The 13,479-nt window shown below is 65.1% G+C and carries 10 protein-coding genes; 7 read left to right on the top strand and 3 right to left on the bottom strand.

From position 1 onward, the window contains the following. Positions 1-53: 53 nt before the first annotated feature. Positions 54-245: a hypothetical protein gene (locus tag ACODSZ_RS12460; RefSeq protein WP_008334369.1), complete on the bottom strand. Its 192-nt coding sequence runs from the start codon at positions 243-245 to the stop codon at positions 54-56. Between the two features lie 224 nt (positions 246-469). Between ACODSZ_RS12460 and ACODSZ_RS12455 the strand changes: the two genes are divergently transcribed. The 4 genes from ACODSZ_RS12455 (at position 470) to ACODSZ_RS12440 (ending at position 5,953) form a co-directional block, all read left to right on the top strand. Continuing rightward, entirely contained in the window at positions 470-2,482 is a 2,013-nt protein-coding gene (locus tag ACODSZ_RS12455; protein WP_008334371.1) for a putative bifunctional diguanylate cyclase/phosphodiesterase, read from the top strand. 176 nt (positions 2,483-2,658) lie between these two features. Then, positions 2,659-3,618, top strand: coding sequence for a bifunctional enoyl-CoA hydratase/phosphate acetyltransferase (locus ACODSZ_RS12450; RefSeq protein ID WP_008334373.1), 960 nt, complete (start codon positions 2,659-2,661; stop codon positions 3,616-3,618). After that, positions 3,615-4,796, top strand: a complete 1,182-nt coding sequence (locus ACODSZ_RS12445; protein WP_488927696.1) for an acetate/propionate family kinase — start codon at positions 3,615-3,617, stop codon at positions 4,794-4,796. Before ACODSZ_RS12450 ends, ACODSZ_RS12445 begins: the two co-directional genes overlap by 4 nt. 83 nt (positions 4,797-4,879) lie before the next feature. After that, positions 4,880-5,953, top strand: coding sequence for an alpha/beta fold hydrolase (locus ACODSZ_RS12440; RefSeq protein ID WP_217509815.1), 1,074 nt, complete (start codon positions 4,880-4,882; stop codon positions 5,951-5,953). A 6-nt stretch (positions 5,954-5,959) separates the two neighbouring features. On the opposite strand, the gene ACODSZ_RS12435 is transcribed toward ACODSZ_RS12440, so the two are convergent. Further along, the gene (locus tag ACODSZ_RS12435) at positions 5,960-6,661 is read right to left on the bottom strand and encodes a TetR/AcrR family transcriptional regulator (protein WP_175342968.1); all 702 of its coding nucleotides are present in this window, start codon (positions 6,659-6,661) and stop codon (positions 5,960-5,962) included. A 227-nt stretch (positions 6,662-6,888) separates the two neighbouring features. On the opposite strand from ACODSZ_RS12435, the gene ACODSZ_RS12430 reads away from it, so the two are divergent. The 3 genes from ACODSZ_RS12430 to ACODSZ_RS12420 are packed head-to-tail and all read left to right on the top strand — an operon-like array spanning position 6,889 to position 12,598. Then, positions 6,889-7,974: an efflux RND transporter periplasmic adaptor subunit gene (locus tag ACODSZ_RS12430; protein ID WP_488927695.1), complete on the top strand. Its 1,086-nt coding sequence runs from the start codon at positions 6,889-6,891 to the stop codon at positions 7,972-7,974. After that, a complete protein-coding gene (locus ACODSZ_RS12425; protein WP_008334379.1) occupies positions 7,971-11,114 on the top strand; it encodes an efflux RND transporter permease subunit in 3,144 nt (1,047 codons plus the stop codon). The genes ACODSZ_RS12430 and ACODSZ_RS12425 overlap by 4 nt, the downstream gene beginning before the upstream one ends. Next, a complete protein-coding gene (locus ACODSZ_RS12420) occupies positions 11,114-12,598 on the top strand; it encodes an efflux transporter outer membrane subunit (RefSeq protein WP_488927694.1) in 1,485 nt (494 codons plus the stop codon). Before ACODSZ_RS12425 ends, ACODSZ_RS12420 begins: the two co-directional genes overlap by 1 nt. 15 nt (positions 12,599-12,613) lie before the next feature. On the opposite strand, the gene ACODSZ_RS12415 is transcribed toward ACODSZ_RS12420, so the two are convergent. Continuing rightward, on the bottom strand, positions 12,614-13,465 hold the full coding sequence (locus ACODSZ_RS12415) for a carbohydrate ABC transporter permease (protein WP_175342964.1): 852 nt from the start codon (positions 13,463-13,465) through the stop codon (positions 12,614-12,616). Positions 13,466-13,479 lie beyond the last annotated feature (14 nt).

Raw genomic sequence — 13,479 nt, 5'->3', positions numbered from 1 at the left:
CCGGCGGGCTGCCTCCTCAGATGCTTCCGAAGGATTTGTTGCTGTTGTGAAACTCAGGGCGTCGCAGCGCCTCCCGCCGAGCTTTGCGGCGCTGCGTCGGGCGCAGCCGTGGCGGCTCCCTCGGTACCTTGTTGCGGCGAGAGTTGCGGCAGTTTTTTGTGAATCAGGGGTAAGTCCTGACGTTCGCTGCCATCGGGCATGACGGCCTGTTCGGCCGATAACCAGTTGCCGTTGTCTTGGGCCATGCAGTTTCTCCAGGTTGTGAAAGGGGATCAGCAAGGTCGCAGCTTGTCTCTTTCGCGCCAACAACTCGTTGATACATCTCAATGGCCCCATTGTTTTGACAAGAATTCTTCTTATTCATTGGATAATACCCCGCAGCCGCTGCGGGCTCCCTCGGGAAAGGGACGCCTCCGATCCTGCCACGCCTTTCGGCGGGCAGCGCAGCCGGGCATGACGGGATGGAGATGTGAGCGAACTGAAGACAGAAACCGGCGTCGGCGACCAAGCGTCCCGGCCTGCATTGCGAGAACTGATTCGCGCGGACCAACTGACGGCGGCCCGCCACACGGTCATGCTGTCGATCCCGGTGGCTTTCGTGCTGAGCGCCATCTCGACTTTCGTCGCCTGGCATTCCGGCAAGCTCTGGATCGCCCTGGCGTGGCTGGCCTGCGCCACGCTGGTCAACCTGGTGCGTATCCCGCTGTGCCGCCTCTCACCGCAGCGCGTGGCGCAACTGGTGCCGTGGATGCAGCCGCGCGGCGCGATCCTCGGCCAAGGCGACGTGGTGGAATTGAACCTGCGCCTGCACTGGATCCTGGCGCTGGTCTCCGGCTTCGCGTGGGCCGGCATGCCCTGGCTGAGCGAGGGCTACACCACGCCCGAAACGCTTTTCTATCTCACCTGCGTGTGCGGCATCACGGCCGGTGCCGTCACCCACGGCTTCGCCTTTGCCCGCATCCCCATCAGCTTCATCACGCCGCCGCTGTTGTCGGTGATCTTCTGCCTGTCCGTCTTCAATCGCAATCCGACCCGGCTGGCGCTGGCCGCGACGGCCGTGATCTACCTGGCCGGCCTGATTCGCGGCGCCCGCGTGGGCGAGCGCATGTTTGCGCGCGCCTGCGCCCTCAAGAATGAGGCCACCACCGCCAACCAGGCCCTGGCCGTGGCCCATGAAGACCTGCGCCAGTTTGCCGCGCGCATGCAGTATCAGGCCGAACACGATCTGCTGACCGGCCTGCTGGACCGCGCCGGCTTCATGCGGGTCGCCGCGCAGGTGCTGGCGCGCCAGCCGCACCGACAGTGCCTGATGTTCCTTGACCTGGATGGTTTCAAGGTCATCAACGACGCCTATGGCCATGAGGCGGGGGACCAGGTGCTCATCGAAGTGGCACGGCGCCTGCAGTCCTGTCTGCCCGAGAGTGCGACGCTGGCGCGCCTGGCGGGTGACGAATTCGTGATTCTCTACCCGCTGACCGCCCGGGCAGAGTCGCCGGAGCAGCTGGCGCAGCGCCTCATCACGGCGATCCGCCAGCCGTTCGCACGACTGGCCCATCGCCACATCGGCCTGAGTGTGGGGATCTACCTCTCGCGCGGCGATGATATCAACGAGATGCTGGTCTGTTCGGATGCCGCCATGTATGAGGCCAAGCGACGTGGCCGCAATCAGTATCAGGTCTTCAACGCGGCGCTGGATGCGCATCTGCAGATGAAGCGCGATGTCGAGCGCGATCTGGCCCAGGCGCTGGCCGATGGCGAACTGCAGGTGTGGTTCCAGCCCATCGTTTGCGAGGACGGGCGTGCCCTGGACGGTTTCGAGGCCCTGGTGCGCTGGACCCATCGCCGCCATGGCCCGATCGCACCGCCTGACCTGATCGAGATTGCAGCGCTGGCGGGGCTGTCGGAGGAACTGCTGCGCTTCATCATGAACGAAGTGGCGCGCATGATTGCGTTCATGCAGGACACTGGTCGCAGTGACTTGCGCGTGTCGATGAATATCTCGCCGCGTGAAATGGAGCGCATCGTCATCGAGGACCTGGTGGCGGCCACCCTGAAACAGCAGAACCTGCCAGCGCACATGCTGGAAATCGAGATCACCGAAGAGACCGCGCTCGACCTTCAGGCGGCCACACAGACCCTGACGGCGCTGGCGCTGCAGGGCGTGAGCATCGCCATCGACGACTTCGGCGTGGGCTATTCCTCGCTGGGCTTCCTGCGTCAGATGCACGTCTCGCGCGTGAAGATCGACCGCAGCTTCGTCACCGGCCTGGCCGACCAGACCGAGAACCAGGCCCTGGTTTCTGCGGTGCTGCAACTGGCGGCATCGTTCGGTTTCCAGGTGGTGGCCGAAGGCGTGGAGAGCGAGCAAGACATGCAGGTCCTGCAATCCATGCACTGTCACGCGATGCAGGGACATTACTTTGCCGAACCGATGCCGGCCGAGATGGCGCGCCGACACGTGCTGGCACTGGCCCAGGTCTGAACGCGCCAGCATGGCTGCATGCGGTCTGACAAAGTTGAAGCAGATCAAGCTTTGTGCTCTCTGCCCCCTTTGCGGGCAGTGCCGCAATTGAACTCACCTCCGCCTGGGGATATGCTGCGACACAGCAAGCCCGCATGAGCGCGTCCTGCCTCATGCCACCCCTTCAGGAGGACGCCATGTTTCCACCGACGCAGGCCACGCCTGCCGAGCGCTACGGTCAACTCATCCGCGATGCCCTGGGCGCGCAGCCGATGCGGGTGGCCGTGGTCCACCCCTGTTCTGCCGAGGCCTTGCAGGGCGCGCTGGAGGCGCACCAGGAAGGTCTGCTGGAACCGTTGCTGGTCGGGCCCGAAGTCAGAATACGACGTATCGCCGAGCAGGCCGGGCTGTCGCTGACGGGCTTGCAGATCGAGTGCACCGAACACAGTCATGCGGCCGCAGCCCGCGCCGTCGAGCTGGCCGTGCAAGGGCGCGTGGCCGCGCTCATGAAGGGCAGCCTGCACAGCGACGAACTACTCGCAGCGGTGGTGGCGCCGGGTGCTGGTCTGCGCACCGAACGTCGCATCAGCCATGTCTACGCCATGGCCATTCCCACCTACGCCAAGCCCCTCATCATCACCGATGCCGCCATCAACATCACCCCCACGCTGGCCCACAAGCGCGACATCTGCCAGAACGCCATCGACCTGCTGCACGTGATGGGTGTGCCGCGTCCGCACGTAGCGGTGCTGGCAGCCGTGGAGACGGTCAATCCGGCCATGCCTTCCACCCTGGATGCGGCCGCCCTGACCGTGATGGCCACGCGCCACCAGATCACCGGCGCGGTGGTCGATGGCCCGCTGGCCTTTGACAACGCCATCAGTCTGCAATCGGCCAGCATCAAGCAGATCGCCTCGCCGGTGGCGGGTAGCGCCGATATCCTGCTGGTGCCCGATCTCGAAGCGGGCAACATGCTGGCCAAGCAGTTGATTTATTTGTCCCAGGCTGAGGCTGCCGGACTGGTGCTGGGCGCGCGCGTGCCGGTGATCCTGACCAGCCGTGCTGACAGCTTGCGAGTGCGCCTGGCCTCCTCGGCGCTGGCCCGTCTGTTCGCCTCGCGCAGCAAGCTGTGCGCGGTCGGCAAGGAACGCTCATGAATCGCTGGTTGCTGACCTTCAATGCCGGCTCGTCCACGATCAAGCTGGGCGTGTTCCGCCTTGATGGTCCGCGCGCCGGCAAGATCGGCCACGGACAGCTGGATCTGCATCTCTCGCCCTTGCGGCTGCGTCTGGAGATCGAAGGTGTCACATCGACCGTAGCCATCGATGCCGATCCCGTGGCATCCATGGACAAGGTACTGGAGCAGGTGCTGCACCAGCTCGAAGTCGGTCACGATCAGGGAGCATTGTGCGCGGTCGGTCATCGGGTGGTGCATGGCGGCCTGCACCTGGCGCAATCGGTGCTGCTCGATGAACGCATCGAAGCGGAGCTGCAAGCCCTGGCGCCCCTGGCACCGCTGCACCAACCGCAGAACCTGCGCCTGATCCGCGCCGTCGCGCGACTGCGGCCGGGACTGCCGCAGAGCGCGTCCTTCGATACGGCCTTCCATGCCGACCAGGATGCGCTGGCGCGCCGCTTTGCACTGCCGCGCGAGCTGCACGAGCAAGGCGTGCTGCGTTATGGCTTCCACGGCCTCTCCTACAGCTACATTGCGGCCGAACTGCGGCGCCGCCAGCTGCCCGAGGCCCACGGCAATGTGGTGGTCGCGCACCTCGGCAACGGCGCCAGTCTGTGCGGTATCCAGAACGGCCGCAGCGTTGATGCCAGTACCGGCTTCTCGACCTTGGACGGCGTGCCGATGGGCACGCGTTGCGGTGCGCTCGATGCTGGCGTGCTGCTGTATCTGCTGCAGCAGGGGATGACACCGGCGGCGCTGGAAGACTTGCTGTATCACCGCTCCGGCCTGCTGGGGGTATCCGGTGTGAGCGCCGATGTACGCACCCTCCAGCAGAGTCAGGCGGCGCCTGCGCGCGAGGCGCTGGAACTGTTCGCCCTGCGCTGCGCCGGCGAGGCCGCCCGCCTGGCTGCTACCCTGCGCGGCATGGATGCTCTGGTCTTTACCGCCGGTATCGGCGAACACGACGCGCGCATGCGCGCGGCCATCTGTGCGCGTCTGGACTGGCTGGGCGTGCAGCTCGACGAGAGCGCCAATGAAAAGCACCAGGAATGTATCAGCCACCCGGCCAGCCGCGTGCGCGTGCTGGTCATTCCGACCGATGAAGAACAGGTCATTGCCGACGATGCGGCAAGACTCATACACGGGAGTACATCATGACGACCTCACACACCGGCCATGCGCCGCTCGTTGCCGAGACTGCAGAGGGCTGCGGCCCTGGCTGCGTTCCGCTGTTCTGGCCGATGATGCTGGCCAGCGCAGTGTTTCGCCAAGGTCAGGATGTGGTGGACAAGCAGCTGCGCTTTCTGGAAGAAGAAGCCAAGCTGCACGCCATCCACCATCCGCAGATGGCCACCGCTCATCAGGTGCGCCTGAAGCTGCGTACCCTGACCCTGCGCGAATATGGCAAGGCCAGTGGCGCCCACGCCGTCCCCACGCTGGTGGTGGCGCCGTATGCCGGCCATACCTCGGTGATTGCCGATTATTATCCGGGCCAGAGCCTGGTCGAAACCCTGCTCGACCATGGTGTGCCGCATGTCTTTCTGACCGACTGGCATAGTGCCAGCGAGGACATGAAGGACCTGGAGATCGACAACTATCTGGCTGACCTCTGTGTGCTCATCGATGAACTGGGCGGGCGCGCCAATCTGGTCGGACTGTGCCAGGGCGGCTGGATCTCGGCCATGATCGCCGCGCGGTTCCCGCACAAGGTGCAACGTCTGGTGCTGGCCGGCTCACCCATTGATGCCGGTGCCGGCGAGGGGCCGTTGAAGCAGATGGTGGAGCGCACGCCGATCCGCTTCTACGAGGACCTGGTACGTACCGGCGGTGGGCTCATGCGCGGCAGCTTCATGCTGCAGGGCTGGAAGAACATGCACCCCGACGAGCACTACTTCACCGAACACGTGGACCTGTTCCAGCATATCGATGATCCGGTCTACCTGGCCAAGCGCGAGACCTTCGCCGCCTGGTACGAAACCCCGATCGATCTGCCGGGACGCTGGTATCTCCAGGCCATTCGCCAGATCTTCAAGGACAACCTGCTGGCGCGCGGGCAGTTCGTTGCGCTGGGCAAGATGCTGGACCTGCGCGACATCACCTGTCCGCTCTACCTGCTGGCGGGCGAGCGGGATGACATCACCACGCCCGAGCAGGTGCTCAATGCGGCGCAACTGGTCGGTACATCCTCTGCGCACATCACGCAGCGGGTGGTGCCGGGCGGGCACATCGGTCTGTTCATGGGGGGGCGTACACTGGCCGAGGCCTGGCCGCAGATTGCACAGTGGCTGGCCGCCCCGCTGAAAACCGGTGGATAGCCACTCTCAGGCAGCAGGCAGGGTTCTCTTGCGGGCGGCGGCGGGTTTGCGCGCCGCCTTTTTGATTTCCGCGGCGGGCGGCTGATCTGCGGGAGCGGCCACTGCAATGGACGCCTTCAGAAACCACGCCAGCACCGACTCGGCCGTCTTGCCGTCAACGATGTGCGGCACGCAGCGGTAGGAAAAACTGACGCCCTCGCACAAGGCCATCAGGCCGATGGCGATCTCGCGCGGCGGTGCGGCCGGGGCGGTACCGGTCAGGTGGCAATAGGCTTCGACAAAGCGGGTGATCTGAACGTAGCGCTGCTCCAGGAAGCTGTCCAATTGGGCACGGAATTTCTCGTCGCGCAGCGCGATGATGCGCGCCTCCATCCACAGCAGGCTGCACTTGTCATCGCGGTACAGTGCCGAGTACTGCACGGCCAGAGCGTCGCGCAGGGCATGCGGATCGGTCAGACCGCCGCCGAGAATGCGCTCGAAACCCCGGTCGATGCTTTCCCCTTCGCGGCGCAACAGCTCGAAGAAGAGCTGCTCCTTGTCATCGAAGTTGGAATAGAAGGCACCGCGCGAATAGCCCGCTGCGGTGCTGATATCTTCCACGCTGGCCTGCGCATATCCCTTCTGCATGAACATCGCGTGCGCCGCCTCCAGCAGACGTTCCCGGGTCTGCTCACGGCTTTGCTCGCGGCTGAGTCGTTGGCGTGTCATGGGGCTGGATTCTAACACTGTTGTATTCGGATACAGTGTTGCATTTGAATTCATATCTGCATTAGAATCGCTGAACTTTTGTAAAGACGCCCACGAGGCGGAGCGCGCCGCGGTCCGACCCTCCCGACACTCCCTTTCCCGAAAGGAATGCTGTGAAGCCTGTCTCACGTTCGTGTCCCGGTCCTGCTTCCCTGGCTTTTTCCGTACGCCGCGTCCGGCTGGCGCGCATGGCCCTGCTGGCCGTTCCCTTTACGCTCTGGCTGGCCGGATGCAGCAAGCCGGCCCCCGTGGCCGAGGTGCCGCGCGAAGTGGTGGTGTTGCAGGCGCAGGAGCGCGTCGGCACCCAGCCCCTGCACCTGCCGGCCGAAGTGCAGTCGCGCTATGTGACCTCGCTCTCCTTCCGGGTGGCCGGACAACTGGTGGAACGTCGCGTACATCTGGGCGATGTGGTGCGCAAGGGCCAGATCCTGGCCCGTCTCGACCCCGCCGATGCCGACCAGAACGCCGCGTCGGCGCGCGCCGAACTGGCGGCCGCCCGCCAGCATCTCGACGCAGCCGAGAAGCAGCTGCAGCGCGATACGGCGCAGGCCGCAGAACAGCTCATCAGCGCCCAGCAGCTGGAACAAAGCCAGGATGCCCATGCCGCCGCGCTCTCGCAATGGAAGGCCGCGCAGGCCCGTGCCGCGGTGGCCGGCCACCAGCGTGACTACACCACGCTGGTGGCTCAGCATGACGGCGTCATCAGTGCCGAGCAGGCCAATACCGGCGATGTACTGAGCCCCGGTCAGCCGGTCTATTCGCTGGCCTGGTCGGGGGCGGTGGATGTCGTCACCGACGTGGCCGACCGCCAGCTGGCCGGCCTGCAACCCGGGGTCGCTGCCGATGTCACGCTGGCCGCCCTGCCCGGCAAGACCTGGAAGGGGCGTGTGCGTGAAGTCAGTCCGGCAGCTGATCCGCAGAGTCGTACCTATCGCGTCAAGGTCACGCTGGAACAGCCTGACGCCAGCGTGCGCCTGGGCATGACCGGCGAAGTGACGATCACGCCGTCCAACACGACGCAGACGCAGGTTCTGCTGCTGCCGGCCACGGCCTTGTTCCATCAGGGTGACAAACCGGCAGTGTGGGTCGTCGGTGCCGACGGCAAGCTGGTACTGCGTCCGGTGACGGTGGCCGCGTATGGAGAGCGCAGCATTTCGCTCTCGCAAGGCGTGGCTGCCAGTGACAAGGTGGTGGTGCAGGGCGTACATACCCTGACCGTGGGAGAAAAGGTCAAGCCGGTGGCGCCGCTGCACGCCGAGGACTTCGCCCTATGAGCGCACCCGGCCGATTCAATCTGTCCGCCTGGACCTTGCAGCACCAGGCGCTGGTGACCTTCATCCTGGCGCTGGTGACCTTGCTGGGCATGGGTTCCTATTCGCGGCTGTCGCAATCCGAAGACCCGCCCTTCACCTTCAAGGTGATGGTGATCCAGACCGACTGGCCCGGCGCCACCGCGCGCCAGGTGCAAGAGCAGATCACCGACCGCATCGCCCGCAAGCTGCAGGAGACACCGGACGTCGATTTTCTGCGCAGTTATTCGCGCGCGGGGCAGTCGCAGCTCTTCTTCACCATCAAGGACACGGCCCCGGCCTCGCAGGTGCCGCAGACCTGGTACCAGGTGCGCAAGAAGGTCGGTGACATGGCCGCCACCTTGCCGCAGGGGGTCAAGGGACCATACTTCAATGACGAGTTCGGTGATGTCTACACCAACATCTACGCACTGGCCGGTGACGGTTTCACGCCAGCGCAGTTGCGCGACTATGCTGACCAGTTGCGCGGTGAACTGCTGCACGTGCCGGGCGTGGCCAAGATCGATTACTTCGGGGATCGTCAGGAACACATCTACATCGACATCGGCAACACCCGCATGACGCGCCTTGGCATCAGCCCGCAGCAGCTGGCCGATGCCATCGGTGCACAGAATGCGGTGGTGCCGGGTGGTCTCATCACCACCGACAATGACCGCGTCTACGTGCGTCCTACCGGCCAGTTCGACAACCTGCGCGCGCTGGAAGACAAGATCATCCATGTCAACAACCGCAATTTCCGGCTGGGTGACATCGCCACCATCACGCGCGGTTACGACGAACCGCAGGAACAGGAGATGCGCGCCAACGGCCAGCCCGTGCTGGGCATCGGCGTGACCATGCAGCCTGGCGGCGACGTGATCCGCCTGGGCCGCGCGCTGGACGAGCGCACTGAACAATTGCGCAAGCGCCTGCCCGCCGGGCTCACGCTGACGGCGGTTTCCAGCATGCCGCATGCAGTGGAAAAATCGGTAGATGACTTTTTGGAAGCGGTGGCCGAGGCGGTCGCCATCGTGCTGGTGGTGAGCCTGGTCTCGCTGGGCATTCGCACCGGCATGGTGGTGGTGATTTCGATTCCCATCGTGCTGGCGGTGACCTCGCTGTTCATGTACCTCTTCGACATCGGCCTGCACAAGGTCTCGCTGGGCACTTTGGTGCTGGCACTGGGGCTGCTGGTTGATGATGCCATCATCGCCGTGGAAATGATGGCGGTAAAACTGGAGCAGGGCTGGAACCGCCGCCGCGCCGCCGCCTTCGCCTACACCAGCACGGCCTTCCCGATGCTGACCGGCACGCTGGTGACCGTCGCGGGCTTCCTGCCGATTGCACTGGCCAAGTCGGGGACCGGTGAATACACCCGTTCCATCTTCGAGGTCTCGGCCATTGCATTGCTGCTGTCGTGGCTGGCGGCGGTGGTGCTCATTCCGCTGCTGGGCTATCACCTGCTCAAGGAAAAACCGGGTGCGCTCACGGATGAACAGATCGCCGCCAACCCGCATGCCGGCCATGATGAGGAGGACCACGACCATCCCATCTACCAGACCCGCATCTACACCTGGCTGCGTCGTTCGGTGGCCTGGTGCGTGGCCTTCCGTGGGCGTGTGGTGATCGCCACCACGGTGCTGTTCATCGGCTCGCTGGCCGCCTTCGCACTGGTGCCGCAGCAGTTCTTCCCCAGCTCCGACCGCCCCGAACTGCTGATCGACCTGCACCTGCCGGAGCGTGCTTCCTTTGACGCCACGCAGCGCGAGGCGATCCGCATGGAAGCCCTGCTCAAGGGCCGTCCACAGATCGATCATGTGGTCAGTTTCGTGGGCGTCGGCGCGCCGCGTTTCTACCTGCCGCTGGACCAGCAACTGGCCAGCCCCAACTTCGCGCAGTTCGTCGTGACGGCCAAGTCGGTGGAAGACCGCGAAGCCCTGGCGCGGGCACTGGAGGAGCCGCTGCGCCAGCAGTTCAGCGGTGCGCGCACGCGCATGACGAGGCTGGAGAATGGCCCGCCGGTCGGCTTCCCGGTGCAGTTCCGCATCAGCGGCGAACAGATCCCCAAGGTACGCGCCATTGCCGAACAGGTAGCCGCCGAGTTGCGCAAGGAAAGTCGTGCCACCAACATCCAGTTCGACTGGGATGAGCCGGCCCAGCGTTCGGTGTCCTTCGAGATCGACCAGAAACGTGCCGCCGAGCTGGGCTTGAGCAGCCAGCAGATTGCCAACTTCCTGGCCATGCAGTTGTCGGGCGTGACCGTGACGCAATATCGCGAGCGCGACAAACTCATCAGCGTCGACCTGCGCACCCCGCGCAGCGAGCGCGTCGATCCCTCGCGCCTGGCCAGCTTGTCCATGCCCACCGCCAATGGTCCGGTGCCGCTGGCCACACTGGGCCAGTTCCGCAATACGCTGGAATACGGCGTGATCTGGGAGCGCGACCGCCAGCCCACCATCACCGTGCTGGCCGACGTGCGCCCGGGCGTGCAGGGCATCGATGTCACCAATGACGTCAACCGCAAGCTCGATGCCCTGCGCGGCGAGCTGCCGGTGGGTTATCGCATCGATGTGGGCGGTCCGGTGGAAGAGAACGCCAAGGCCCAGTCCTCCATCTCGGCGCAGATGCCCTTGATGGTCATCGCCGTGCTGCTGTTGCTGATGGTGCAGTTGCAGAGCTTCGGCCGCACCCTGATGGTGGTGATGACTGCACCGCTGGGCCTGATCGGCGTGGTCGGCGCGCTGCTGCTGTTTGGTCAGCCCTTCGGCTTCGTGGCCATGCTGGGCACCATTGCCATGCTGGGCATCATCATGCGCAACTCGGTGATCCTGGTGGACCAGATCGAGCAGGACATCGCCGCCGGTCGTGGCCGCTTCGATGCCATCGTCGGCGCCACCGTGCGCCGCTTCCGTCCGATCACGCTCACTGCTGCCGCGGCCGTGCTGGCATTGATTCCGCTGTTGCGCAGCAACTTCTTCGGACCGATGGCCACCGCGCTCATGGGCGGCATCACCATCGCCACCATCCTGACCCTGTTCTACCTGCCGGCGCTGTACGCGCTGTGCTACCGGGTCAAGCCGGATGAAACCCATCACCGCGACCATGCCGCGCAAGGGAGTCACTGATGAGCGCCGTTCGTTTGATCTTCGCCCCGCAGCTGCGCCCCGTGGCGCTGGCCGCCGCGCTGCTGCTGTCCGGTTGCGCCCTGGGACCGACCGGCGAAGCGCCGGCCATGCCGCAGCCGGCCCACTATGCCGCCCAGGCCACGCCTGCCACGCTGGGACCTTCGGAGGCGCGCCAGACCTTCGTGCTGGGTCAGCGCACGGTGCCGCACTGGTGGCGTGCCTATGGCTCGCCGGAACTGTCGGCCTGGGTCGAGGAGGCCTTGCGCAACAATCATTCGCTGGCCGAGGCCGATCGCAATCTGGCCAGTGCACGCCTGCAATTGCGCGCGCAGATCGATGAGTCGCTCTGGCCCACCATCGATGCGGTCGGACAGGCCCAGCGTCAGCGCGCTCTGGGCCTGCCCAACATCGGCCCGACCACCAATCTGTACAACGTCTTCGCCGGCCAGATCCGGGCCAGCTATACCTTCGACCTGTTCGGGGTGGAACGCTTCGCCAATTCGGCCCTGGCCGCGCAGGTCGATGCCCAGTCCTATCAGTTCGATGCGGCACGGCGGGCAGTGGCAGCCAACGTGGTCATCACGGCCATCAATGCCGCTTCATTGCGCGCACAGGTGAGCGACACCGAGCGCCTGGTGGCGCTGGCCGATGCCGATGTGGAGGAATTGCAGCGCCGTCTGGCGCTGGGGGCGGTGTCCGCTGACGAGCTCTTGTCCGCGCGCGCCAGTGCGCAATCGCTGCGCGCCAGCCTGCCCGGTCTGAAGGCGCAATGGCAGGGTGCGCGTCATGCGCTGGCGGTCTTGATGGGCCGCACCCCGGATGCCGCACCATCCGATCTGGAGATGGCCAGCCTGAAGTTGCCGCAGCAGGTTCCGATGACGGTTCCCTCCGAACTGCTCAGGCAACGGCCCGACATCCTCGCGGCCGATGCGGCCTTGAAAGTGGCTGCGGCCCAGCAGGCGGTGGCCACGGCCGAGATGTTTCCCAGCCTGTCCATCAGCGCTTCCTTCGGCCAGTCCGGCTTCTCGTGGGCCAAGGCCACCGGTGGTGCCGGTGCGGTGTGGGGCCTGGGGGCGTCGCTGACACAGCCGCTGTTTCATGGCGGGGCCTTGCGCGCCAAGCGGGACGCCAGCAAGCAAGCCTATTTCGCGGCCGAGGCCCATTATCGCCAGACCGTGTTGAATGCTTTCCAGAACGTGGCCGATAGCCTGGTGGCACTGACCGAGGATGCCGATGCTCTGCAGGCGTCGTCGGCGGCGCGCATCGCTTCCGAGCAAGGCTGGCGCAATGCGCAGCGGCGCGCGCAACTCGGGGCCTATCCGGCCAGTGTCGCGCGCACCGGCGAGCGCCAGTATCTCAATGCCAGGCTGGGCGAGATCCGCGCCACGGCCAGCCGCATGAACGATACGGCCACCCTGTTCCAGGCCATGGGCGTGGGGCTGGAGGAAGCGCCCGTGGCGGCACCGCCACCGACGCAGCCCTGAGTCGGCAGAGCTTGCTCAACCCTTGCTGGCGCCGAAGGTCAGTCCGGCCACGAACTGCTTCTGCATCACGAAGAACAGGATCACCGAAGGCAGCGCCGCCAGGATGGAGCCGGCCGAGACCAGGTTCCAGGAGGTCGTCCACTGGCCGCGCAGCGCCGCCACGCCGACGGTGATGGGCGCCACATCATCGCCCTGGGTCAGCACCAGCGCCCAGAAGTAATCATTCCAGACGAAGGTGAAGACCAGCACCGCCAGCGCGGCCAGGGCCGGCCGGATCAGCGGCAGCACGATGCGATAGAACACGGTCCACTCGCTGGCCCCTTCGATGCGCGCGGCTTCGATCATCTCGAAGGGCAACTGCTTGATGAAATTGCGCAGGAACAAGGTACAGAATCCGGTCTGCATGGCGATGTGGAACAGCATCATCCCGGTGATGGTATTGAACAGCCCCAAGGACAGGGTGAGGTCCCGTACCGGAATCATCAGGATCTGTTGCGGCACGAAGTTGCAGGCCACGAAGGTGGCGAAGAGTACGGTGTTGCCGCGAAACTGATAGGTCGACAGCGCAAAGCCGGCCATGGCCGCCAGCGAGATGGCACCGATCACCGACGGGACGGTGATGAGGCAGCTGTTCCAGAAATAATGCAGCATGGGCGAGGCGGTCAGCGCCTCGCGATAATTGTCCAGCATGGCGAAGTCCTGCGGCCAGCCCCAGTAGTTGCCGGCCATCAGTTCGTCGTTGGAGCGTATCGAGGTCACCAGCGCGGTCAGCATCGGCAACAACCAGATCAGCAGCGCCACCGGCAGCGAGGCGCGGTAGAGCGCGCGGTTGATCGGCTTCCATTTTTCTATCGGCATGGGAAACATGGCGATCTCTCTTT

The organism is Herbaspirillum sp. FG34 (assembly GCF_057809315.1).
The sequence above is the reverse complement of the archived record's forward strand: the minus strand, read 5'-3'. Positions and strand labels throughout refer to the sequence as shown.